We start from the raw sequence: 22566 nt of genomic DNA, 5'->3' as shown, positions 1-22566 counted from the left end.
CAGGTGGTGCCGCTGTCGAGGACGACGGCCTCGCCGTCGGTGATCAGGCCGGCGACCGCCTCGGCGATGCGGCGCTTGGCGTCCTGGCCCTCGTGCGAGCGCACGGCGAAGGGCGGTTCCTCGCCGCGCAGGGTCAGGCTGCGCGCGCCGCCGCGGTAGCGCTCCAGCATCCCCTGGTCGGCCAGCTGCTCCAGGTCCCGCCGCACGGTCATCTCGGAGGTCCCGGTCAGCTCCGCCAGCCGCGTCACGCCGACCTGCCCGGCCTGCTGCACGGCGTCGAGGATGCGCCGATGGCGGTCACTGATCGTCATGCCGCCATTAAACACCGCCGGGGCGTCAGATGCAACGTTACGAACACCATTTGTGTTCGTTATGTTTGACCATATGTTCGTTACTTTGCGGGCGGCCCGGGCTGCCACTTTCGCCTACTTCCTGCTGTGCGGCATCGTGCAGGGGGTCTGGGTCGTGCACATCCCGGCCGTGGAGCACCGGGCCGGGATCAGCCACGCGACGCTCGGCTGGCTGCTGCTCCTGCTCGGCGGCGGCGCCTTCCTCGGCATGCAGGTGATGGGCCCGCTGGCGGACCGGTTCGGCGCCCGCCGGGTGGTGCCAGTGAGCGGAGTCTTCCTCAGCCTCGCCCTCGTCCTGCCCGCGCTGGCGGCCAACGCCTGGACACTGGGTGTGGCGCTGTTCGTGCTCGGGCTCGCGCACGGCTGCCTGGACGTGGGCATGAACGCCCACGCCGTCCAGGTCGAGGCCGCCTACCGGCGACCCGTCATGTCGGCCTTCCACGCCATGTTCTCCATCGGCGGGGTCCTCGCCGCCCTGCTCGCCGCCCGCACGCTCAGCTGGGGCTGGCGCGCCGGCACGACCATGACGGCGGTCGCGGCCGCCGGGGTGATCCTGGCCCTGGCCCCCACCATCGGCCTGCTGCCCCGCGCCGCGCCCACGACCGTTGCGCGGCCCGCCACCAAGCCCGGCCGCCGCTCCACCCCGCTGCGGATCTGGATCCTCGCCGCGCTCGCCCTGATGCTCATGCTCGGCGAAGGCGCGGCCGCCGACTGGAGCGCCCTGGCGATGCGCGACGTCCTCGACGCCGATCCGTCCACCGCCGCCCTCGCCTACGGCGCCTTCTCCACCGCCATGACCGCCGGCCGGCTGCTCATCGACCGCATCGCCGCCCGCGTCGGCCCGGCCGCCGTGCTGCGCTGGGGCTCCGCACTCGCCGCGCTCGCCATGGCCCTGGTGGTCTGCTCGCCGTCGATCCCCGTCGCACTCGCCGGATGGACCCTCTTCGGCGCCGGACTGGCCGGCACTATCCCGCAACTGTTCAGCGCCGCCGGGCATACCGACCCCGCGGCCGCCGCCACCAACGTCTCCCGCGTCGCCGGCCTCGGCTACCTGGGCATGCTCGCCGGGCCCGCCGTCATCGGCGCCCTCACACATCTCGTGCCGCTCAACATCACCCTCGTGCTCCCGCTGGCCTTCTGCATCGTCGCCGCCCTCACCGCGCCGGCGGTGCGAACCAGTCGCAGGGCGGAAGTGGCGGCACTCCCGACGCGGAGGACAACGACACCACCAACGACATCTCCCCCAACGGCATGCCGCTGACCACCCCGCTGCCCGACGGTCTGTTCCGCATGGTGACCTCGGAACCACCCGGCTCCGCCCCGCCCACTGCCGCGGAGGTGCAGGCGCTGCTGGACACCCGCCCCGGCGCCAGCACCCAGCGGATCGCAGAGATCATCGACGCCTCCACCTACCACGCCGGAAACTCGCCGAGTTCCCGGCCGAGACCCCGGACGATCCAGTCCGCAACGGGCGATTCACGGCGATCGGTACAATATGGTGAGATCACCGGCTGCAGTGGTGACGGGTCGTCGTCGACGGCGAGCGCACCGCTCGTTGGAGCCGGCGAACCGGTGTCCTTGGGCCACCTCACGACAGGTCACGCAGGAGTTCGGAGTCGGTGGTGGCGGCGCCGTGCCGCACGACCGACACCTGACCTCGTTGTTCGAACACCACGTACCGCACCGAGGCAAGCTCGTCAACGTCGTGCTGGCGCAACAGGCCGTACAGGTCCTGGCGGGTCAGGCCGCTGCGGCGAAGCTCGGCGTCAAGCACCTTGCCGTGGGCGACCAGCAGTCGAGGCGGATGGTCGATCAGCCGGGCGAACGTCGGCCGGAAGCGCAGCCGGGCGGTGAGCCGGTGAGCGAGGAGTACCGTGATCAGCGTCGCCGCGCCGGCCAGGTAGCCGGCATCATGCGCATTGGGCACCCGACCTACGATGGCGCCGGCGGCGACGGCCGCGACAAAGTCGAACGCTGACATCTCGGCCAACGTGCGTCGTTCACCGACCCGGAAGCAGGCCACCGCGGTGGCATAGAGCAGCAGGCTCTTGACCACGACCCACCACACGTCGTGCGGAGATCCGAACACCATCGACACGGCCAGCGCGGTACCCGATCCTGTCGCACGGCAAACGCCACACCGCTGCCGCGTGACCGCCCAGCGGCGCAGCCAACAAGCCCAGGCATCACGCCGGCGCCCAGCAGACCGTCCCACGGCCGCTGTCGCGGAGGCGCAACCTGCCCAGGGGATGAGCACGCACCGTGATGTTGAGGTCGATCAGAGTTGTCCGGGGTCGGCCATGCGGTAGAAGAAGGGTCCGAGCCCGGCAGAGGCGACGGCTTGGATGAGCGGAAGATGGTCTTCCAGCATGCGGGCGTGCTCCAAGTCCCCGACGAAGACGGGGTCGAAGCCGGCGTCGACGATCAGTTGCTCGGTGACCTGCCGGGCGTCTGGGTCGGCAGCGAAGAGGTTGCCCGGCCGGACCCGCTGCTGTCCGATCTGGTCGTAGATCACCGCCCAGTTGGTGTTGAAGCTCTTGGCGGTCGGACCACCGATGATGGACTTGACCTCGTGCGCCTGCGACACGAACTGGGCGGAGCGTTGCCCGTAGGCGTTGGTCGCATCGATGGTCAGCTTGCCGCCGATGCCGGTCACGTTCGCCAACGCCGCCGCGATTGCCTGCCCGGGCACGGCGACCAGGACCACGTCGGCCGCCGAGCCGTCACCGCCGTCACGTCCCAATGTGATGACCTCGTGCCCGGCCTTCGACCAGATCCCGGCCAGCCCGCCGCCGATTCGGCCCCTACCCACCGTGACGATCTTCATGTGTGCCCCTCACTGGTTGCCTGACCACGACCCTTGGGCGGATCCGCCCCTATCCCATCCGGCTGGTGAACTGGTTCGTGTCGAAGTAGTCCCGCCACGCCTTGATCTTGCCGTCACTGACCTCGAAGGTTCCCATGACCGGCAGCTCGAACGACTTGTCCGGGAGCGTGAAGACGTCCACCCGCTCGGTCATCACGACCGGACCATCGGCCGCGATGTTGATGACCCTGAACTCGATTCGCTCAATGCCCGGCGGCCCAGGACGGATGAACGAGGCGATGTTGCCGGCGATGGCCTCCCTGCCGGCGACCGGCGCGAACGGGATGTTGTGGTAGACGGCATCATCGGTGAAAAATGCAGCCAGCTCGACAGGCCCGAGATTGTCGGACCATGCCGCGCAGAACCTGCGCACCACCTCGATCGGGCTCTCCATCTGGCTCCTTCTGTGGTCGATCTTCGGCGAAGTTGACGGTACGTGTATCCGCTCCTGAAGGCGACCATCGCGGTGGGTGGACTGCGGCAGCGCGGCGGTCAGCGATCACAACGCCACAATCGACCGGCTCGACCTCTTCGCTCGCATTGCCCAAGCGAAGTGGACGTGCAGCACACCCGCAGAGCTGCGTCGCTTCACCGACCGCGAACGGGCGATACCCGAGTCGCCACCTCACGAAGCTTTTTACGGTCCCGGCGCTGGTGGTCGTGGCGCTCCGGTCGCCGGCTCAGAGCGGGTAGCCGGCGGGGCTGCGGGATCGGTGGTCCTCGGTCCGAAGGGTCAGGCGCTGGTCAGGTCGCGAGAGGCGGCGATGACGGCGCTGGTCTGGCTGGCGTCGAGGCTGATCGGTGTCGGGTGGCTGAAGTCTCCGGTCTTTCGCCAGTAGGAGCTCGTGGGCCAGTCCTGGCGACCGGTGGCGTTGGTGGCGTTGTGGGCGGCCTTGTCGATGGAGTCGAAAACCAGTGGTCCGAGGACGGCGGCGGTGGCGCGCATCCAGCGCGGCTGCATGCGGAAAATGTCGGTCCGGGCGGAGCCGGCGTTGACAACGCCGGCAAGCAGGCCGGGTTCGGTGGCGGCGAGGTGAGCCGCGTAGTGATGGTTCGCGATCTGGATCGGCTTGCGCATCCGGGTGAAGCTGAACGGGGTGTACTGCGGGAAGTCGGCCATGTCGATCCGGGTCGTCAGGGGTACATGAGCGGTCATCATGACCACGCGCGGGTGTTCGGCGTGACGCAGGGCGGGCAGCAGGAGCTGGGTGAGGTGGTAACGGCTGAGGTAGTTGACCGTGAAAAACGGGTGCAGGCCGTCGGCGGTGCGCAGATCCTCAAACGTCATGACACCGGTGGTGTGCAGGATCGCGTCGTAGCGTTCGTGCGCGGTCAGGAGTTCTCGGGCGGCCTGGCGGACGCCGTCGTGGGTGGACAGGTCCGCCTGCACGAACGAGGCCCGTTCGCGCGTCGCGCCGAAGGAGGCCAGGGCGGACTCGCCCTTACGCGGGTCACGGCCGAGGATGACGACGTGGTGGCCCTGCAGCAGGAGGCTGCGGGCGGACTCGAGCCCGATGCCGCTGTTGCCGCCGCTGACAATGATGTTCTGCATGATGTGCTCCTTGACCTGGGTGCGCGGGGAAGGCCCGCGATGATTCGCGGGGGATGGTCAGAGGCTGTAGGGGCCGAAGCGGCCCCAGGTGAGCACGGCCGCCAGCACCAGACTCCCCGTCTATGACTAAAAGCTTGTAGTTAAGCTAGCAGCTTTTCACTACAAGCTACAAGTCAAAACCCTCTGGCATAGCTACAAGCTTGTAGTTATGCTGGGGACATGGACGACACCGAGGCACCCCGCTGGCTCGACGAGGAGCAGCAGCGGATCTGGTATCTGTTCGCCTACGCGCTGATCAGGCTGCCCGCGACGCTGGATACGCAGATGCAGCGCGACGCCGGCATCAGCCAGTTCGAGTACATGGTGCTGTCCTCGCTGTCCATGGCACCTGATCGCACCTACCGGATGAGCGTGCTGGCCGGCTACACCGCCAGCACCCTGGCCCGGCTCAGCAACGTCGTCACCCGCCTGGAACGCCAGGGCTGGGTGCGCCGCACGCCCGATCCGGCCGACGGCCGCTACACCCTCGCCACCCTCACCGACGAGGGCTGGGACAAGGTCACCGCTGCCGCCCCAGCGCACGTCGCCGAGGTCCAGCGGACCGTCTTCGACCCGCTCACCAGATCTCAGCAACGCCAGCTCGGTGTCATAGCCGAGCGCCTGCTCAAGGCCACCGACCCGGACGGCCCCCTGAGCCACACCTCCGACCGGTAACCACCGGCTCCCTACGCCCTTCTTCTCGCGCCCGACAGCAGGTGTCAGGCGTTTCGTCACCATGCCCGAAGGGGTTTCGCCTATGCCCACCATCGCCATCGTCGGGGCCGGTCCCGGCCTCGGACTGTCGCTCGCCAAGGTCTTCGGCGGTCACGGCTTCCAGGTCGCGCTCGTCTCGCGCAGCAAGGACAAGCTCGACGCGCTGGTCGCCGAACTCGCCACCGCAGGGGTCACCGCCGCGGGCTTCCCCGCCGACACCGCCGACCAGGCCGCCCTGGCCGGAGCACTCGAGCAGGCCGCCGCACACGTCGGCGAGATCGACGTCCTGGAGTTCTCCCCCTACGCGGGCCTCAACCAGGTCTTCCCGCACGAAGTCACCGTCGACAACCTGCGCCCGGAGATCGAGCACCTGCTCTACGGCGCCGTCACCGCCACCCAGACCGTGCTGCCCGGCATGCTCGCCGCCGGCACCGGCACGCTGCTGTTCACCACCGGCGGCGGCGCCATCAGCCCGTACCCGATGCTGGCCACCACCAACGCCGCGCATTCCGCCCTGCGCAACTGGGCCCACAACCTGCACAACACCCTCACCGACCAGGGCATCTACGCCGGCACCGTCGCCATCAACCTCTTCATCGGCGCGACCCCACCGGCCCCGGGCATCCCGCACGCCGACCCCGACGACATCGCCCAGGTCTACTGGGCACTGCACACCCAACGCGACAAGCCCGAGCACATCATCGCCGGCTGACCACACACCCACCTGCGACCATCGAAAGGTCTTCCGCATGACCGACTTCATCACCGCCTACGCCCAGGTCGCCGCGCTCCAGGCGATCATGGCGCAGTTCGGTGCGTCCACCGACCTACTCGCCGGCGCCGGCAAGCAGTCCGACGGCGACTCGCCGCAGACCACCGAGGGGCCGTACTACATTCACGGCCACGACACCCTGTTCCGCCGCGACATCGCCGACGGCCGCCCCGGCATCCCGCTACAACTGAGCATTCTGGTACGCGACACCGGCGGCGCGCCCCTCAGCGGCGCCGTCGTCGACGTGTGGCACTGCGACGCCCTCGGCTACTACTCCGGACACCTGGCCCACAACCCGGACACCCTCCCGCAGATGGACGACGACTCCTCCGACGTTCATGTCCCGCCGACCGACGACTCGCGTTTCCTGCGCGGCCTGCAGCACACCGACGCCGACGGCACCGCAACCTTCGACACCATCTATCCGGTTGGCCGGTCCGGCACGGCAGGCGCTGCTCGAGCGCAAGGCCGCTGCCATGGATGGGGAGCGGCCGCTGACGTACTGGGAGGCCCGTGAGCTGGCCGAGATGGCGGCGGACATCTTCGACGACCGCAACGGATTCGCGTCCAAACGGGCGGCCTTCGTGCACAAATGGCGGCCTACCACGACGCCAGGTCACCTGGCCACGCATCGCCGGTCGAGATGAACGCCTGAGCACCAGCGGGGGCCTGCCGTGCGGACTCCACCGCTCCGCCCACCGACTGCAGACGCTGCCTCACCAGGGCCGCCGCCCATCAGATCGACGCGCCCGATCCGCGCAGTGCGTATGTCCGACGTGCCGACGTCAACATCTGTGCCCCGCTTCGACCTCATGCCGTCTCTACCGCCGGTGAGGGACGTCGGTGACGCAAGAAGGAGGCCGATCATGAATAAAGTCAAGACTGCTCACGGCGCCGTTTGGCGATGGCTCCGCGCACTGCTGGCCTCTTGGCTTCCAGTTGCGCAGCTCTCCCCCAACCAAGTCGTCCGGGGCGCGTTTTGCCGCCGAGCTGCCCAGTCCTGGTCGACGTCATCGGCGGGTTCTACCGCAACACATGTCGCGGCCAAAGTGGCATCCTGTCGCGCGGGCTTCGCGCGGTCGGGCCGCGCCTGCCCGCGCCAGCACCGCCGTCGGGGACTGCGAAGCGAATCGGCCTGGCGCGGCGCCATTGCCACCGTGATTTGGTCCGAGACTTTGAGGTCTACCTCGTCAGTGCCTACTCGAAAATTTCCCAGCCAGCACTTCTAGCGATGACAACCGCAACTCTTTTTCTTGCATCAGAGTTTCTCGATATTTCTCGAAGCCTCGTTTGAAGAACTGCGCCCGGATTCACCTCAGCGGAAAGTAGCTCGACATCTCGGTCAAACCAAATATTTTCGACGCCCCGCAAATTTGTCTTTAGACCTCTGAGTTCGGAAGACTGAAATCCGCCGGCTTTGTCAACGATATGATCCCAACAGTTCCAAAGATTGCCGATATTTGCGTTAATTCTCCGAAACCGATCCCCGGGATCCAGGGAATCTGAATCAGCAATCAGTAGCCCCACCCCCGCGGCGGCTCCTTGATAATAGCCCGGAAACAAGATGTCAGTACTCTCCGCGAGTTCGCCACTCCAATAGCGCAACGACTCGACAGCACTAGCAATCCCAGAGCCGCGAACAGCGACTACCGTCTCCAGATCTTCCACGAACGGCGTGTTCACGACCCGGAGGATCGGCAATATGCGCGCCAGTCGAAGGGCTCCGGAAACAGCAACCCTGGGCCCCGCTTCAAGTCCGCCGAAAAGGTTCAACTCCACGCTCGCTAACGTCTCGCCAGGACTCGATACGGGGTGTTTCCCGTTCGCGATGTTCCCGTTCCCAATTGAATATTTGTTGGCTCCAGCCCGTGGGCAACTCCCTGATCAAAGCATCCCTGACACATTCTAGTGTCGCGTGTCTGAAGTGATTTGACGCTTGCGGTGCGGGACGCTGTCGGGGTGTCTGTTGCCGAGCCGCTGGTCCTGCGTCCGGGGGATGGCTCCCGGCTGCGGGCGTTGACTCGCTCGTCTGCCGCCCCGGCCGGGCATGTGCAGCGGGCCCGGATGGTGCTGCTGGCCGCCGACGGGGTGTCCAATGCCGAGATCGGCCGGCGGGTCGGGATGACGCGGCAGACGGTGATCGCCTGGCGGGCCCGCTACGCCGCCGGCGGCATCGACGCTCTGGCGGATATGCCCCGGTCGGGTCGCCCCGCGGTCATTGATGAGGCGGCCGTGGTGGTGGCCACGCTGAACCCGCCACCGGCGCAGCTCGGGGTGACGCACTGGTCGGCCCGGCTGATGTCCGATCACCTGACCGGCGAGGGCATGCCGGTCAGCTTTGCCGAGGTGGCCCGGATCTGGCGAGGCTGGGACCTGCAACCGCATCGGATCGAGACGTTCAAGTTCTCCACCGACCCGCAGTTGGAGGCGAAGATCCGCGATGTGGTCGGGCTCTACCTCGATCCGCCCCGCAACGCGGTGGTGGTCTGCGTCGACGAAAGAGCCAGATCCAGGCGCTGGACCGGACTGCGCCGCTGCTGCCGATGCGGTTCGATCAGGCCGAGCGGCGCACCCACGACTACAAACGCCACGGCACCACAACTCTGTTCGCCGCGCTGGAGGTGGCCACCGGGCGGATCACCGCCGACGCGTGCCGGCCGCGGCACCGTAACGGCGAGTTCCTGGCCTTCCTCAAACAGGTCGCCACCGCGCACCCACGGGTCAAGCTGCACATCGTGTGTGACAACTACGGCACGCACAACCAAGACCGCCGACCAGATCCTCACCAAGGCCAGCGGGCAAGACCGCCAAGCCGCGGTAGGGGACGCCCGATGAGCGGGCGAGTCTGCCGGTCTGGGCGCCCTCAGCCCTGGGCAACGAGACGCTGCCGAAGCCTTTGCGCGTAGGGCCGGCGGACATCAAGAGGCGCGATGGTCGAACTGGGCACCGACCGGCGCAGGCCATCGTCCTGGAAACGCGGGATGACATGCACGTGGTAGTGCCAAATCTCTTGACCACCCACTGGCTCGTTGTGCTGCCGGACAGAGATACCAGCGCAGTGGTAGGCCGTTCTCATCGCGATCGCCACCCGACGGACCACGTCATGAACCGCGTGGCCGTGCACCTCCGGCAGATCATAGATGTTCTCGTAATGCTCATTGGGGATCACGAGAACATGCCCCGGATTGTTGGGCCACCAGACCGACGCGATCAACGCCGTCGCCCTGGCCGACTGCAACACGATGTCGTGAGGACTGTCCAGCTCCGTCTCACCGCCGGCCAGCAGGAAGCAGAACGGGCATTCGTAACCTGCCGGCGCGTATGAGACCCGAAGGCCGTCCATGGACGTCACCGGCCGATGATAACTGTCAAGTTACTTCGGACACGAGACACTAGACCGCCTCAGCGCACGCGCTTGTCGTCTTCTATGGCAGAAGCCTCGCGCACTCCTCGTTCACAATCTTGGCCTCGTCGGCGGCGGAGACGTCAATCGAGGCATACGAGGTGTCCACGGCTGCTGTGTCGGCGTGTTTGGCGTCGGACTCGTGGGCGTAGGTACGGAACAGGCTGCGCTTGGTCTCGAGCAGCTGCAGGATGCGTTCGTCGACGGAGTCCTTGGCGAGCAGCCGGTGCACGCGAACCATGCGGGGCTGTCCCATGCGGTAGCTGCGCATGATGGCTTGATCTTCGGTGCTCGGCTTCAGCTGAGGTTCGGTGATCACGACGACTGATGCGGCCTGGAGGTTGAGGCCGAGGCCAGCGGCTTCGATCTGGCCGATAAGCACCGCATGCCCGTCGTACTGCCGGAACCCCTCCACGACCTGCTGCCGGCGGCTGGTCGGGGTACTGCCGGTGAGATGGAACCGGGTTGAAGCACCGAGGACGCTGTCGACTCGGTCGAGGACGTCGCGGAAATAGGAGAACACGACGACCTTCCAGCCGTTGGCCGCCGACTCGTCGACGATCTCCTTGAGGCGCTCAAGTTTCGCGGTGACCTCTTCAGTGCCGATGAGGTAGGCGGCCCGTCTCATGCCAGCGAACTGACGTTCGCGAACCTCCTGCAGGTACCGCTGCCGCTCGGGTGCACGAAGCTCGACCCAATCGTCGACGTCCAGTCGTTCGGGAAGCTCCTTGAGCACATCCTCCTGGTTTCGGCGCAGATACACCTCGGCCACCTTCACGCGGAACGCTCGCGCACTAAGCACCAGGTTTCCTGGCAGCAGCCTCGCGGCGAGGCCTTCGTCCACGTACTTGACGAGGCTGTGGAACTCCTCGACCCGGTTTCTCCATCGGTGTTCCGGTCATCAGCAGCACCCGTGAGGCGCTGCCGGCGAGAGCTGCTACCGCCTGCGAGCGCAACGCTGACCGGTTCTTGATCAGATGCGCCTCGTCGACGACGAGGAGATCGAGCCGGAGTCCAGCGGGAAGTGTCAGCAGGCGCAAGGTCTGCACTGTCGTGATCGCTGCGCCACCCGATGCCATCCATGCTGCGATCGCGCCTTGGCGGTCGTCTCCGTGCGCCTTGTGCACGCTCAGCGCACTATGCTGCTCGATCTCCTGGATCCAGTTGTACAGCACGCTGGCCGGGCACACGACGAGGAAGTGCTGCCCGCCGCGGGCGGCGAGGTGGGCCATGACCGCGATAGCCTCGATGGTCTTGCCCAGGCCCATCTCGTCGCCGAGGATGACGCGCCGGCGGTCGATCGCGTATTGGGCACCGAACACCTGATAGGTGCGCAGTCGCACCCGCAGGAGACTCGTATCAAGATCGACACGTCGCGCCTCCTTCTCGATCCGGGGTGACACAGAGCCGGTCGTGGCGTCCGAGTCGGTGACCGGCACGCCACGAACTTCGGCAGCAGTGTCTGATAGAGAGCGGCGGCCCGGACGTAGTCGGCCCACAGCGTCGCTGGCGAGATGTTGGCGGCCTTGTCGACGGCCAGGGCGATGTCGCGGAGCGCCGCCTGGACGACGACGGCGTCCACGGTCCCCAACTGTACTTGCAGGTGGATGAGTGCCTGCTGGACTCGGCGTCGGCTCGCAGGCAGCGCGAAGATGCGATGACCGAGGCGACCAGCCGGCGATGCCGCTGCCAGGAGACGATCCAGGGTGATGGCGAGGTTGGCCGCCCGATCAGCTGTGGCTGCGTGTACCCGGATGACGGTGGCCAGGGTGTGGAGAAGACGGAGCAGCTCGACGTGACTCGTCGGCGCTTCATCAGCGTCGAGACGAATGACGGTGTCGTGTTCGATGGCGGCAGCAGTGGCCTGCGCGGCGGCCTGAATCGCTTCGGCTGTCGACGCACCGATGCCGGGAATCTGCTGCAGCGACGCGGCGGACGCCTCCAGTACGGCCAGGACGCTGTCGAAGCCGTACTGCGGGAGCTTCGCGATGTTGCGGATCGCCTTGCCGGACGGTGATCGCAGCGCGTCAGCGCGCATCGCGGCGAGTTGTTCTGCGATCAGTCGCGAGCGGAGCCGCTCGTGTTCGACGCGGACGTCGCGTTGCAGCTCAGCGACTGCGTCGCAGAGTGTGTCGGCCTGCTGGACGAGTACCCGGGCGTCGTCGAGCAGCCGCCGGCTGGCGCCGAACGGCATCGTCTCGGGAGATGCCGAGGTGCCGGTCGTCATCGGGGGCCGCTACGGGGATCAGCCGTCTGCCACGCCCATCGTGCCGCACACGTCAGCCAGCGCGAACTCGCTACGGCCTCCACCCACACCCCCAGCGCTCTACGTGGTGGAGATATTACCGAGCGCAGTCCTGCCGAGGAAGGCCGTCGTCGATGCGAGCTGTGACGGCTTCGGCACACCGAATGCGCGGTTCCCATCGAAGATCGCGAACCATGGCCGATTCACTCATGACCACAGCTTGCGATTGGCCAGCTACTTAGGGAGATAATCGCATAGGCTGTCGAGGATCGTCGAATGATATGGCGGAGGTGTCATGGACATCGGACCCGTTCTACGACACCTTGCCAGTCCAGCTCGCCTGCCCGTCAGGTCGGACATTGAACTCGCCGAGTCGGTCTCGATCCTCGCCAAGCAGGCAAAGACGGAAACCGTGGGAACCCCCTACCTGAAGACACCCAGCCCGGTGGCGGTCGCCTCGGTCCTTCAAACCAGGCCGGCCGACATCCTCCGCGAACTCAGCGTCGCGACAACCTTCCTGACCCGGTCGCCGTTCCTCTCCGTCTCCCAGCATTGGGCGCACGTCCGCTACTGCGCCACCCTCGAGGCGGGTCGAGAGCAGCTCATGCGCCTCACCTCGTATGCGTCCAAGGATGTGGTACACCACCACAAGGTCACCCAGTCCGAGCAGCTCGGCATCGGTCTGGCGCTCGTCGTCGCCCGCGCTGTCCTCGAACGACGCCACCCGGGCTGGCTCTTCCACGTCGTCGACGCCGACGTCGCCCTGCGGCACGGCTACGTCAACGACGTCACCGGCAGAGTGGGCAACAAGCCCGGCACGAACAAGCGGCCCGACTACTTCCTCATCGGATGGCGTCGTGCCGGCGCGACGACCAAGGTGCGTATCGCGGTGCTCGAATGCAAGGGAACACACGGCGACGAGCGTCACGTATACAGGCAACTCGCCAACGCATGTCTGCAGGTCGGCACCGTCGCGATCGGCGACCACCCGATGTACGGCCTGATGGTCGCCTCCCGGCTGCTCCGCAGCGGCGTCCGCTCCTATGTCCTCGACCCGCCCGGTGACGACGAGCTCTGGTCGGGGTCGACGAGCGACTATGACGAGCTGCTGGCAGAGCAACCGGAGGAGCTCGAGTGGCGAGCTCGACAGCAGGCGACGCAACAACCACCCGACGCCGACGGCCCAGCTGGTGACACTGCGCCGTCCCCACCGCCGGCCGCACCCACGACGGGAGCCGCTGCGTTGACCCCGCCGTACGTTATCCCTGCCAGCCACCGGTCCTGGTTGGCCCAGGTCCTGAACCGCACTGTCGCGGCTTCAGTACTGCTGTTCGTCGGCGACAGCACCACGGCCGTGGGCTACACCAGCCCACGCCAACGCGGCTACCGCACCGCCATGCTTCCCCTGGAGGAGTCATGGCCGGATACCATCAGCGCGCAGGTACGCATGCCGTCAGGCCCAGTCCTCACCGGCACGTCCCACCTGATGCCCCTCAGCGACGGCCGAACGCTCGAAGTCTTCCGCGGCATCGACCGACGCCTCCACAGGGACCTCCAAGAGGAAATCTCAGCCGATACGCCCGAAGCGCCGGATGGCTCCGCCGCTGGTGGAACGCGGCCCGCAGCCCATCGCGCGACACCGTGTCCGTTGGCGCCGACGGCACGGCACTGATCATCAGAGTGGTCGATCGGCGGGAACGGACATCACGGCAGCGCTACCGATGAACCGTGCGGCATGGTCGGTGGATTGATCGCGGGCAACCCAGCTGGCCAGCACTCGGCCGGTGACACCCTCGACCGGGTGCCGTGGCATGAGGAACATGCGCTGGCCGTCCTTGGCGACAACCGGTGGAGCCTCTTACAACCGCTCCTCCGTCGCACTCGGCTAATCGCTGCTTCGCGCCGCTCCTCGGCCGGTGGCGGCTCAACCTGCCGGCCACCCCCGAATGAGTGAACTTCACGAGCGCGGCGTCGCGTCGGTTCGTCGGGGTCGTTAGACGTTGCGCCCTTCGTCTAGCGACCCCGCACAGGAGACATCCCTCGGTGCTCAAGAAGATCGTCATCAAGAACTACAAGGTGTTCCGGGACTTCGTCCTCGACCTTGCCCCAGGCATGAACGTTGTGGTCGGCGACAACGCGGTCGGCAAGTCGACGCTGCTGGAGGCGGTCAACCTCGCCCTGACCGGCCGGCTCAATGGCGCCGCCCTCGCGGTGGAGCTCTCGCCGTTCCTGTTCAACCTCGATGCAGCCCGGGCGTATGTCCAGGCCTTGCAGCGCGGGGAGCGCCCGGTCCCACCGGAGATCCTGATCGAGGTGTACTTCGACGACGTCGTGGAACATGCGCACCTGAAGGCAACGAACAACTCGCTGCGGGAGGACGTGCCCGGCGTCCGAATCCGGGTGTCCTTCAATGAGGACTTTCGCGAGGAGTACGACGCGTACGTCGCCGATCCGGCACAGGTGACAACGGTGCCGGCAGAGTACTACAAGGTCGACTGGCTCAGCTTCTCTGGCAACTCCGTCACGGCACGCGGCGTGCCGGCGACCGCCTCACTCATCGACGCGACGGCGATCCGCCTGCAGCATGGCGCCGACGCCTACTTGCAGACGATCATCGGCAGCAACCTCGAACCGAACGAGCGGGTCGAGCTGTCACGTTCGTACCGGAGCCTGCGCGAGACCTTCTCCGGAATCGACGCCGTCGCCGCGGTGAACGAGAAGCTGGCCGGGGAGCGCGGCGACATCAGCGACCGGCGGCTGACGCTGTCAATCGACCTTTCACAGCGTTCCGGCTGGGAACGCAGCCTCGTTCCGCACCTGGACGACCTGCCCTTCCCGTACGTCGGCAAAGGCGAGCAGAGCACGCTGAAGATCCTGCTCGCGCTGAACCGCAAGAAGGTCAAGGACACCCATGTCGTCCTGATCGAGGAGCCCGAGAACCACGTCTCGTTCTCCAGGCTCAACCTGCTGATCGACAAGGTCGTCCAGAAATGTGCGGGCAAGCAGGTGTTGGTGACCACGCACAGCGCGTTCATCCTCAACAAGCTCGGCCTCGACGAACTCGTGCTGCTGTCCCCGGAAGGCGGTCACCGGATCACCGATCTGCCGCCCTCCACGGTCGAGTACTTCAAGAAGCTGCCTGGCTACGACACGCTGCGGCTGGTCCTGGCAAGACAGGCGATCCTCGTCGAAGGACCCAGCGACGAGCTGATTGTCCAGCGGGCCTACCTCGACGTGCACGGCAAGGCGCCGATCAGGGCCGGGATCGACGTCATCAACGTCCGCGGCTTGTCGGCGAAGCGGTTCCTCGACCTTGCCGTTCCACTCCGTCGGCGCGTGGCGGTCGTCAACGACAACGACGGCGACCCGCAGAAGATGGCGGCGAAGTACGCGGACTACGCCCGCTACGAGTTCATCACCATCCACATCGGCAAGGGCGACCCCACCACGCTGGAACCGCAAGTCCTCGCGGCCAACGGGTTGGAGCGGATGAACCAGGTGCTCGGTACGAGCTATCCGACCGAAACCGCCCTGCTGAAGTTCATGCTGGACAACAAGACCACTTGGGCGCTGGCGGTCGCGGAGTCGCCCGAGACGATCATCATGCCGGAGTACATCCTCGATGCCGTCGCCTTGTAACCGCGTCATCCTCGCCGCCGCCGGTTCCCGCAAGACCCAGCTCATCATCGACGGCGCGCTCGAGGCGCCTGGCCGGCGGACGCTGATCACCACCTACACCACCGAGAACCTTGCTCAAATCACCCGCCGGCTGCAGGAAGTAACGGGGATCGTGCCCGGCAACATCTCGCTGCTGGGCTGGTTCTCGTTCCTGGTCAACCAGGCCGCCCGCCCTTATCAGGCGGCCCTGATCGGCCAGATCGATTACATCCAGTCGCTCAACTTCACCGGGCAGCGGTTCCACCGCACTCCTCGGGAGCAGTGGCGAAGGTTCTACTTCGATCGGGATGCGAACCTCTACCGCGACGGCGTCGCCGACTTCGCCTGCCGCGTCGACGACGCCAGCGGCGGCGCGGTCGTGCGCCGGCTCGCCGCCATGTACGACCGCATCTACATCGACGAGCTGCAGGACCTCGTCGGCTACGACCTCGACTTCCTTGACCGGCTGTTCCAATCCGGCATCGAGATCATCGCCGTCGGCGACCCACGCCAGCACACCCTCTCCACCAACAACTCCACGCGGAACAAGCAGTACCGCGGCGCAGGACTAATCGGCTGGCTCCGAAAACGACAGGACCGCTGCACCGTCGAGACCCGCGCCGAGAGCTGGCGATGCAACCAGCAGATCTGCGACTGGGCCGACGCCATCTACCCGACCATGACACCGACCAAGTCACACAACGACGAATGGACGGGCCACGACGGCGTCTTCACCATCGCCCGCGACGACGTGCACACCTACGTCGCGAAGTACCGGCCAATGGTCCTCCGACACAGCCGCACGACCGACACGATGGGCCTCCCCGCCCTGAACTTCGGACTGTCCAAGGGCAGCACCTACGACCGGGTCCTCATCTTTCCGACCAAGCCGATGCTCGCCTACCTCAAGAACTCCGACCCCGCGCGGTTAAAGGCGTCGGACCGGCTCTACGTTGCAGTTACCCGTGCGAGACACAGCGTCACCTTCGTGGTCGACCGTCGCGACGCAACGTACGCGATGCCGCCGCCAGACGCCGAGCTTCACAGTGGATAGGCGCCAAACCCCCGTGATGCAAACCACGACGACGGAGGCCCAACCCCGCGCCCAAATACTTGAGGAAACCGCTATTCGTCGATAATTAATACGCATGCATACCCGTTTCATGCGGGGATGCTATGGGTGGGGGTTCAAGTCCCCCCTTGAACCCAAGCAGCGCCCGATATTCCGTGCAACAGCCGCGGGTCAGGACTGATGGGCGATCTGGATCAGGTTGCCGCAGGTGTCGTCGAAGACCGCCGTGGTCACCGGCCCCATCTCGGTCGGCGGCTGGGTGAACACCACGCCGGCCGCCACCAGCCGTTCGTACTCCTTGTGCACGTCGTCGACGGCGAACGACGTCCACGGGATGCCGTCGGCGACGATCGCCTCGCGGAACGGCCGCACCGCGGGGTGACCGGAGGGCTCCAGTAGCAACTCCACCCCGTCGGGCGCCTCGGGCGACACGACGGTGATCCAGCGGTCGGTCCCGCCGAGCGGCATGTCGTGCTTGACCGCGAAGCCGAGCACCTCCGTGTAGAAGCGCAGGGCCGCGGCCTGGTCGTCGACGAACACGCTGGCCAGGTTGATTCTCATCTTGTCTCCTTCGGACGCCACCGCTCGACGATGGCCTCCAGCGGGCCGGCGTCGACGTGATGGAACTTGTACCGGCCCTCGCGGCGGGTCCGGACCAAGCCGGCCGTCTCGAGGACGTCGAGGTGCTGGGAGATCGCCTGCCGGGACGAGGCGATGCCGTGCTTCATGGCGAGTCGGCCGCACAGCTCGAACAGCGTCTGCCCGTCGCGGTCGGTGAGCTCGTCGAGGATCGTGCGCCGGGTCGCGTCGGCGAGCGCCCGGAACACGTCACCGTCGGCCACGCCCCCAGCATAGGCAAGTAGCTGCTTGCCTATCAAGCCCGGCAGACTGGGCCGCATGACGACGCCGTTCACGCTGACCTTCGACTGCGCCGCGCCGGGCCGGCTGGCCGCGTTCTGGTGCGAGGCGCTGGGGTACGTGCCGGCCGGGCCGCCGACCGGGTTCGACAGCTGGGAGCAGTGGCTGCGGGCGTTCGCGGTGCCGGAGGAGGAGTGGGACGACGGGGCGGCGATCGAGGACCCGTCCGGGGCCGGGCCGCGGATCTCGTTCCTCAGGGTGCCGGAGGGCAGTTGTTGTGAAGGTGCAATCGCAGAATCGTCGGAAATCGCCCGCGTGGCAACCGTCTGTCGCTGATTCACGGCCGGGCGTCACCTGACGCCGAACGGGCGCCGATGCCAGGTGGCACCAGACGCCCGTTCGCGTGGAGGCGCAGGCCGCGTCATCGGCGAAGGAGTCCGCCTCTTCGGCCTTCCGGTCCCCGTGTCGTGGCCAGCCATGCGTGAAGCGGGCCCTTGGGGTGCGGTTGACGCCAGGTTGGTCGGTGAACGGGCCGCCGAGCCAGGTCGTTCCCGGCAGCCCGCCAGGTGACCTTATGCCAGTGCGACCTTGACGATCGCGTCCGGGCGCGTCACCTTCAGGCCCGCGCGCATCTCACACCGCCCGACGATCTGATTGGCCTCGAAGAGGGTGCCGCCGTCGCCGGTGCCGAAGCGGTCCGGGGAGTACAGCGCCTCGGACCAGTCGATGCGCGCCTGCTCGGTGAGCATGAGCGCCATGGTGGAGAAGTCGGCGTAGAAGGCCGTGTTGGCCGGGCACGCAACCGACGTGACGACGGGGGCGCCCCACAGGCGGCGGGTGCTCGACTCGATGGGGGCCTGCTGGCCCGCTTCGGTGACGAGGAGGCTGCCGGTGGACGTGGCGGCCAGCTCGACGGCTTCCCACGACGACGGACTCATGATCCACCCGGTGCCGTGATATCCGTAGTTCTCCAGGCGCGTGACGGCCTTGCGGGTCGTGGTGATGACGTTCGTGGCGAACGTCTGGACCTGCACGCCGGAGATGTTGTTCAGGCCGGTCAGGTGCTCGCCGGTGCCGTTGCCGGTCAGGATTTCGGCCTCGAGTGCGACCTCCAGGCCGTAGAGCAGCTCCGATGAGACCCACTGCTCCAGCAGCGGCGCGTCCATGAGGTCCTGCCGGGGGATGGGTTCGGTCAGGTGGGCTACGACGCGGGCACGATCATCGATGAGCACCGTCTCGTAGATGCTGGTGGGCTTCTTGGCGCCGGGGGCGACGACCGTCGCGTTGTTGGTGCGCGTGATCTGCCGGAAGTACGAGAACCGGCCCTGGCCGTCCTCGCTCGGCAGTAGGTTGCGCAGCGACGGCACGGGACGCCCGGCCGGTGCAACCGCAGGCGCGGGGACGGCGACGACGACCGAGCCGGACGGTGTGATGCCCTTGAACCGGATGCCGTCAGAGCAGGCGGCGACGACGGCGCGGCCCCACGTCTTGCCGCGCGAGCTGCCACCGTCGGGCGTCGCCAGGCCGCTGTTGGGGAGCAGGCCGATTCCGCCGGTCAGATCGGCGAGCTGTTGCTGGAGCGCGTCGGCTTCGGCGGCTGCCTTCAGGTGCTGGTCGAGCTTCGGCTGGAGGGCTTTCGCCTGGGTCGTGTGGTGCTCGACGGTGGCGCGTTCCTCGGTGGTGAAGTCGCGGCCTGCGGCTTCGACGGCGGCGGCGACCTCGCGGGCGGCCTTCAGGTGGGCGATGATTTCCTGGCGGACAAGGTCGGCCAGGCCCTTTGCGGACATGGTGATGGAGGCCCTTCGATGACTGAGTCGGGCTCCCTGCGCGCATAGACCACCGGCGCGCCCTCGGTTGGGGGCTGCGGCTTCGGTGCTTGGCGCTGCGGGAGCGGTGATCGAGTCGGCGGACTCCTAGCGCTTGGCCTCGGATTTGGGCTCCTCACCGCAGCTTGGCCCGTCCGGGGTTCCTCACAACTTGGCCGTGTCGCCTAGTGATCTACCTGAACGTCACCATACCCACGGATCAGATAAATGTGCACCCTTGGTGCATCATTCGTGTGGCGCGTCCGGGGCGACGATGCGCCGGTCGACTTCGCGGCCGTCGCGCCAGGTGGTGATCTCCTGGCGCCCGTCGCGCAGCTCGACGACGCGCCAGGCGCCGCCGTCGTCCGCGGTCATGATGCTCGTCGCGTTGACGACCGGGATGCGGCCCAGCGACGCGCCGACGGGGATCTCGGCGGTGACCGCCGAGATCAGCTCGGTTGCCGTGTCGGCGTCGACGTCGATCAGTCGCATGGGGCCTCCTCGCGGGCCCAGTCGGGGACGGCGGCGACCTCGTGGTGGTAGATGCGCTGCTGGAGGAGCCAGCCGGTCACGGTGACGGTGCCGTCCGGGTGGGCGGCGTAGCGGTGCAGCCCGTGCTCGGTCGCCGACAGTACGCCGACGAGGCCGTCTTGTTCGAAGATCAGGTGCCGGTGGATGAACGCGATCGGGCGCCCCAGGTCGACGCCGGGCGGGGCGTGGCGGGCGAGTTGCTGGATGAGGTCGTCGGCGACGGCCTGCGTGGTTTCCAGACGGTGCATGGCTGGCGTGTTTTGCCCTTCACTCGGCGCCAGCCGCACAGCCCGTGGGCTGTGCGGCGGCGATGTTGGGTGTTGACGGCGCCGGGGCTACCCGACGTTGCGCGTGGAGCGCTCCTTCGCCTGGAACGTCACCACGACGCCCTGCTCGGTCTCGACGTTGCGGATGGACACGCCCAGGCCCACGCTGGTCGCGCCGCGGCGGATCGTGCTGTGCAGGACCTTCACCTGGTCGGCGGGGATGGCAGGCAGCGTCAGGGCCGTCTTGTCGTCCCACGACCGCTGCACCAGCACCGCGAACGGCGACGCAGCCGACGTGCGGGTCACCTTCGGCAGCGCGGGGGCGACCTTCGCCGCGGCGGCGAGGGCGGCAACGTCGAACGTGGGGGCGGCCGGCGCCTCGGCGGCAGCAGGGGCAGCGGCGGCGGTCTTGTGGGTGCGTGCGGTCATCGGGGCTCCTCGGGGTTCGGGCGGGGCGCTGTGCCCCGCTGCAACTACGTTCGGATGGGCCGCGACCAGGCAATAGTCGTCTTTTCGGGCATACCGGACCGACTTACGCATCGACTCGCCCGCCGCGTGGGATGGCGCGACGAACGTCGCCGTCGGCGCCGCGACCGAGGCGTCTGGGACGCCGCCAGCGGCCCATCGATCGCGGTCGGGCAGGGATCGACGCAGGTCCGCAACACATCGACCGGGATCACGAAAACCTGACGGCGGATCGGCCGGATCACGAGTGCTCCCGCCGACCGGTCGCCGCCGGGATTTAGACACCCCTGCCCCCGTCGATGCCTGCTGCCGGGCCGCCGGGAATCTAGGTTGGCTCCCGCGTCGCGACGGCGTCATCCGCGCCGTTCGGCCGCTTCCCGCGTTCACGCGCACGCCCGATCGTGACGAACGACAGCCCCAGCGCGCCCCTGCCGGGTCGGGGCGGGCATGTGCGCACTGCCCCACCCCCCGACGTCGACTGTCGACAGGGCACGTCTGAGCTGGTCGTCATCCCTGTCGATGCCACAGCCGTTCGTCCCAGTGCTGGGCGGCGACGATGCTGTTGGCGCGCACGTGCTCGCGATAGCGGCCGAACGGGTCGGCCTTTCCGGTTGGCACGTCCACGCCCACGGGTGCTGGCTCGTCGGCGGGTGCGGGCTGCGGCGGGGTCGACGGTTCAGCGGGCGGCTCGGGCAGCGACCACAGGGTGCCGCCGCCGAAGCCGTGCGGTGTGATGCGGACGCCAACGACGGTCGACGCACGGCGGAGGGTGCGTTCGGCGAATCCAGCCTGCCGGGCGGCGGCCAACACTACGGACGCCTGGACAGGCTGCGCCTGCTCGGCGAGGTACTGCCGGAGCCAGTCGGCGGCTGCGGTCATCGCGGTCGGACGGGTCATCGGTGGCCCTCTCCTGAGTCGGTTGCTGTCTCGGTCGGGGCCATGCGCGCCACATGGTCGCCATGGATGCCAACTCCTGTGGCCTGGCGAGCATGGCGAGCATGTGGCGTCCATGAGAGGTCGAGCCGCCAGACGTATGTGGCCCCACGTCCGAAGCCAAGCCGCTGTGTAGTCACCCCGGCCGACCGGCGAGCCCGCTCCAGGGTCCGCACTGCGATGCCGGCCGCTACGGCGGCCTTTTTGGCGTCGTTTGGGTTCGCTTCCCCGCCCTGGTCGGTCAGCCAACCACGCAGCCACTCCACAGCCTCGTCGCGCTCGGCGCGGTCACCGCCGTCACGGTCGCTGGCGTCACGCAGGATGTCGTACACGCTGCGCTCAGAGTCGCCGATGAAGCGCAGTAGGCCAACATGGGCAGGTCCCTCATCGGTGCTGATTGCCACCTCATCGACGACGTAGCGCAGTGACGTGACGCTGAGCTTGCCCAGGTTGTTCTTGATCTGGCTCAGCACGCACGACCCGTCGTCGGCGTCCTCGTCGCGCGCAACGCCAATCGCTGCACGAACCACGGCGGTGAACGCACGTGAGCCGCTGACGAGGCTCAGCGGGTCGGTGCCACCCGACTTGTTGAAGTGGGCCAGACCGACGACCGCGCAGCCGGTGCGGTCGGCAAGGCGCGCCAGCGGCTCCAGCGCGGTGCGAAGCTCGCGGTCCCGGTGCGTGTCGATTCCCGCCCCGATGGTCGACATCAACGGGTCGACACACAGCAGGCCAACGCCATGCGACGCGATGGCGGCCTCCACCGCGCGACAGTCGCGCGGCAATGACAGCGCGTCAATCCGGTCGTACTCGGTGACGACGTCCACGCGGAACACGAGATCGAGGTCGGCCCCAGCCGCGATGAGGCGCGGCACGATCGTGCGTTCCCATGAGTCCTCCGTGGCGGCGTAGATGACCGGGCGGGGCGTGCCGTGGTGGACGCTGGGCTTGACCCGATTCGACGGACAGGGTCGATGTGTTGATCCTCAAGCTACCCTGAGGGCGGTCAACGGCCGGACGCTGGTGCTGTTCTCGAAG

Annotated in this window: 25 protein-coding genes and 2 pseudogenes; 9 read left to right on the top strand and 18 right to left on the bottom strand. The window is 67.5% G+C overall.

Annotated features, from left to right (window positions below; translation table 11 throughout):
- The coding region (locus AB0M46_RS45745) for a DeoR/GlpR family DNA-binding transcription regulator (RefSeq protein ID WP_363346917.1) at positions 1 to 311 on the bottom strand (311 nt) is incomplete at its 3' end.
- 61 nt (positions 312 to 372) lie between these two features.
- Between AB0M46_RS45745 and AB0M46_RS45740 the strand changes: the two genes are divergently transcribed.
- Positions 373 to 1611, top strand: coding sequence for an MFS transporter (locus AB0M46_RS45740; RefSeq protein WP_363346915.1), 1239 nt, complete (start codon positions 373 to 375; stop codon positions 1609 to 1611).
- A gap of 327 nt (positions 1612 to 1938) precedes the next feature.
- Here AB0M46_RS45740 and AB0M46_RS45735 read toward each other — a convergent pair whose 3' ends face one another.
- The 4 genes from AB0M46_RS45735 to AB0M46_RS45720 form a co-directional block, all read right to left on the bottom strand.
- Complete coding sequence (locus AB0M46_RS45735; RefSeq protein ID WP_363346921.1) at positions 1939 to 2442, bottom strand: YetF domain-containing protein; 504 nt, start codon at positions 2440 to 2442, stop codon at positions 1939 to 1941.
- Positions 2443 to 2628: 186 nt separating this feature from the next.
- Positions 2629 to 3177, bottom strand: coding sequence for a hypothetical protein (locus AB0M46_RS45730; protein WP_363346913.1), 549 nt, complete (start codon positions 3175 to 3177; stop codon positions 2629 to 2631).
- Positions 3178 to 3226: 49 nt separating this feature from the next.
- On the bottom strand, positions 3227 to 3610 hold the full coding sequence (locus tag AB0M46_RS45725; RefSeq protein ID WP_363346911.1) for a limonene-1,2-epoxide hydrolase family protein: 384 nt from the start codon (positions 3608 to 3610) through the stop codon (positions 3227 to 3229).
- Between the two features lie 339 nt (positions 3611 to 3949).
- Positions 3950 to 4768: an SDR family NAD(P)-dependent oxidoreductase gene (locus AB0M46_RS45720; RefSeq protein ID WP_363346909.1), complete on the bottom strand. Its 819-nt coding sequence runs from the start codon at positions 4766 to 4768 to the stop codon at positions 3950 to 3952.
- 219 nt (positions 4769 to 4987) lie between these two features.
- Between AB0M46_RS45720 and AB0M46_RS45715 the strand changes: the two genes are divergently transcribed.
- The 3 genes from AB0M46_RS45715 (at position 4988) to AB0M46_RS45705 (ending at position 6810) form a co-directional block, all read left to right on the top strand.
- Positions 4988 to 5482 carry a MarR family winged helix-turn-helix transcriptional regulator gene (locus AB0M46_RS45715; RefSeq protein WP_363346907.1) on the top strand — a complete coding sequence of 165 codons (495 nt, stop codon included), beginning with the start codon at positions 4988 to 4990 and terminating at the stop codon, positions 5480 to 5482.
- An 82-nt stretch (positions 5483 to 5564) separates the two neighbouring features.
- Positions 5565 to 6233: an SDR family NAD(P)-dependent oxidoreductase gene (locus tag AB0M46_RS45710; protein ID WP_363346905.1), complete on the top strand. Its 669-nt coding sequence runs from the start codon at positions 5565 to 5567 to the stop codon at positions 6231 to 6233.
- A 37-nt stretch (positions 6234 to 6270) separates the two neighbouring features.
- Complete coding sequence (locus AB0M46_RS45705) at positions 6271 to 6810, top strand: hypothetical protein (protein WP_363346903.1); 540 nt, start codon at positions 6271 to 6273, stop codon at positions 6808 to 6810.
- 680 nt (positions 6811 to 7490) lie between these two features.
- On the opposite strand, the gene AB0M46_RS45700 is transcribed toward AB0M46_RS45705, so the two are convergent.
- Entirely contained in the window at positions 7491 to 7976 is a 486-nt protein-coding gene (locus AB0M46_RS45700) for a hypothetical protein (RefSeq protein WP_363346901.1), read from the bottom strand.
- 381 nt (positions 7977 to 8357) lie between these two features.
- Here AB0M46_RS45700 and AB0M46_RS45695 point away from each other — a divergent pair, with 381 nt between their 5' ends.
- Complete coding sequence (locus tag AB0M46_RS45695; protein WP_363346899.1) at positions 8358 to 9128, top strand: IS630 family transposase; 771 nt, start codon at positions 8358 to 8360, stop codon at positions 9126 to 9128.
- 28 nt (positions 9129 to 9156) lie between these two features.
- Here the strand turns inward: AB0M46_RS45695 and AB0M46_RS45690 are convergent, their stop codons facing one another.
- The 4 genes and pseudogenes from AB0M46_RS45690 to AB0M46_RS45675 all read right to left on the bottom strand — a co-directional run.
- Positions 9157 to 9636 (bottom strand): HIT domain-containing protein, encoded by a 480-nt coding sequence (locus tag AB0M46_RS45690; RefSeq protein ID WP_363346919.1) that lies wholly within the window; start codon positions 9634 to 9636, stop codon positions 9157 to 9159.
- An 82-nt stretch (positions 9637 to 9718) separates the two neighbouring features.
- On the bottom strand, positions 9719 to 10540 hold the full coding sequence (locus AB0M46_RS45685; protein WP_363346897.1) for a C-terminal helicase domain-containing protein: 822 nt from the start codon (positions 10538 to 10540) through the stop codon (positions 9719 to 9721).
- Entirely contained in the window at positions 10491 to 11135 is a 645-nt protein-coding gene (locus tag AB0M46_RS45680; RefSeq protein WP_363346895.1) for an SNF2-related protein, read from the bottom strand. Before AB0M46_RS45680 ends, AB0M46_RS45685 begins: the two co-directional genes overlap by 50 nt.
- Positions 11136 to 11608: 473 nt before the next feature.
- Positions 11609 to 11734: pseudogene (locus tag AB0M46_RS45675) on the bottom strand (hypothetical protein); the annotation flags it as partial.
- Between the two features lie 502 nt (positions 11735 to 12236).
- On the opposite strand from AB0M46_RS45675, the gene AB0M46_RS45670 reads away from it, so the two are divergent.
- The 3 genes from AB0M46_RS45670 to AB0M46_RS45660 all read left to right on the top strand — a co-directional run bounded on the left by AB0M46_RS45670 (position 12237) and on the right by AB0M46_RS45660 (position 16652).
- Complete coding sequence (locus AB0M46_RS45670) at positions 12237 to 13613, top strand: hypothetical protein (RefSeq protein WP_363346893.1); 1377 nt, start codon at positions 12237 to 12239, stop codon at positions 13611 to 13613.
- Positions 13614 to 13891: 278 nt separating this feature from the next.
- The gene (locus AB0M46_RS45665) at positions 13892 to 15580 is read left to right on the top strand and encodes an AAA family ATPase (RefSeq protein ID WP_363346891.1); all 1689 of its coding nucleotides are present in this window, start codon (positions 13892 to 13894) and stop codon (positions 15578 to 15580) included.
- Positions 15564 to 16652, top strand: coding sequence for a hypothetical protein (locus AB0M46_RS45660; RefSeq protein WP_363346889.1), 1089 nt, complete (start codon positions 15564 to 15566; stop codon positions 16650 to 16652). The genes AB0M46_RS45665 and AB0M46_RS45660 overlap by 17 nt, the downstream gene beginning before the upstream one ends.
- A gap of 189 nt (positions 16653 to 16841) precedes the next feature.
- Here AB0M46_RS45660 and AB0M46_RS45655 read toward each other — a convergent pair whose 3' ends face one another.
- Positions 16842 to 17231, bottom strand: coding sequence for a VOC family protein (locus AB0M46_RS45655; RefSeq protein ID WP_363346887.1), 390 nt, complete (start codon positions 17229 to 17231; stop codon positions 16842 to 16844).
- Entirely contained in the window at positions 17228 to 17512 is a 285-nt protein-coding gene (locus AB0M46_RS45650; RefSeq protein WP_363346885.1) for a metalloregulator ArsR/SmtB family transcription factor, read from the bottom strand. Before AB0M46_RS45650 ends, AB0M46_RS45655 begins: the two co-directional genes overlap by 4 nt.
- A 55-nt stretch (positions 17513 to 17567) precedes the next feature.
- Between AB0M46_RS45650 and AB0M46_RS45645 the strand changes: the two genes are divergently transcribed.
- The gene (locus AB0M46_RS45645) at positions 17568 to 17864 is read left to right on the top strand and encodes a VOC family protein (protein ID WP_363346883.1); all 297 of its coding nucleotides are present in this window, start codon (positions 17568 to 17570) and stop codon (positions 17862 to 17864) included.
- Between the two features lie 236 nt (positions 17865 to 18100).
- Here the strand turns inward: AB0M46_RS45645 and AB0M46_RS45640 are convergent, their stop codons facing one another.
- The 6 genes and pseudogenes from AB0M46_RS45640 to AB0M46_RS45615 form a co-directional block, all read right to left on the bottom strand.
- Positions 18101 to 19315, bottom strand: coding sequence for a phage major capsid protein (locus AB0M46_RS45640; RefSeq protein ID WP_363346881.1), 1215 nt, complete (start codon positions 19313 to 19315; stop codon positions 18101 to 18103).
- A gap of 264 nt (positions 19316 to 19579) precedes the next feature.
- Positions 19580 to 19825, bottom strand: coding sequence for a hypothetical protein (locus tag AB0M46_RS45635; protein ID WP_363346879.1), 246 nt, complete (start codon positions 19823 to 19825; stop codon positions 19580 to 19582).
- Complete coding sequence (locus tag AB0M46_RS45630; protein WP_363346877.1) at positions 19816 to 20112, bottom strand: hypothetical protein; 297 nt, start codon at positions 20110 to 20112, stop codon at positions 19816 to 19818. Before AB0M46_RS45630 ends, AB0M46_RS45635 begins: the two co-directional genes overlap by 10 nt.
- A gap of 87 nt (positions 20113 to 20199) precedes the next feature.
- The gene (locus AB0M46_RS45625) at positions 20200 to 20559 is read right to left on the bottom strand and encodes a hypothetical protein (protein WP_363346875.1); all 360 of its coding nucleotides are present in this window, start codon (positions 20557 to 20559) and stop codon (positions 20200 to 20202) included.
- A 543-nt stretch (positions 20560 to 21102) separates the two neighbouring features.
- Complete coding sequence (locus AB0M46_RS45620; RefSeq protein WP_363346873.1) at positions 21103 to 21492, bottom strand: hypothetical protein; 390 nt, start codon at positions 21490 to 21492, stop codon at positions 21103 to 21105.
- Positions 21489 to 22451: pseudogene (locus AB0M46_RS45615) on the bottom strand (AAA family ATPase); the annotation flags it as partial. The gene AB0M46_RS45620 and the pseudogene AB0M46_RS45615, both read right to left, overlap by 4 nt.
- Positions 22452 to 22566: the final 115 nt, after the last annotated feature.

Origin of the sequence: Dactylosporangium sp. NPDC051485, assembly GCF_040682015.1 — a bacterium.
In the GTDB taxonomy this organism is placed as follows: Bacteria; Actinomycetota; Actinomycetes; order Mycobacteriales; family Micromonosporaceae; genus Dactylosporangium.
Note: the sequence above shows the minus strand (reverse complement) of the source record. Positions and strands in the feature narration are given on the sequence as shown.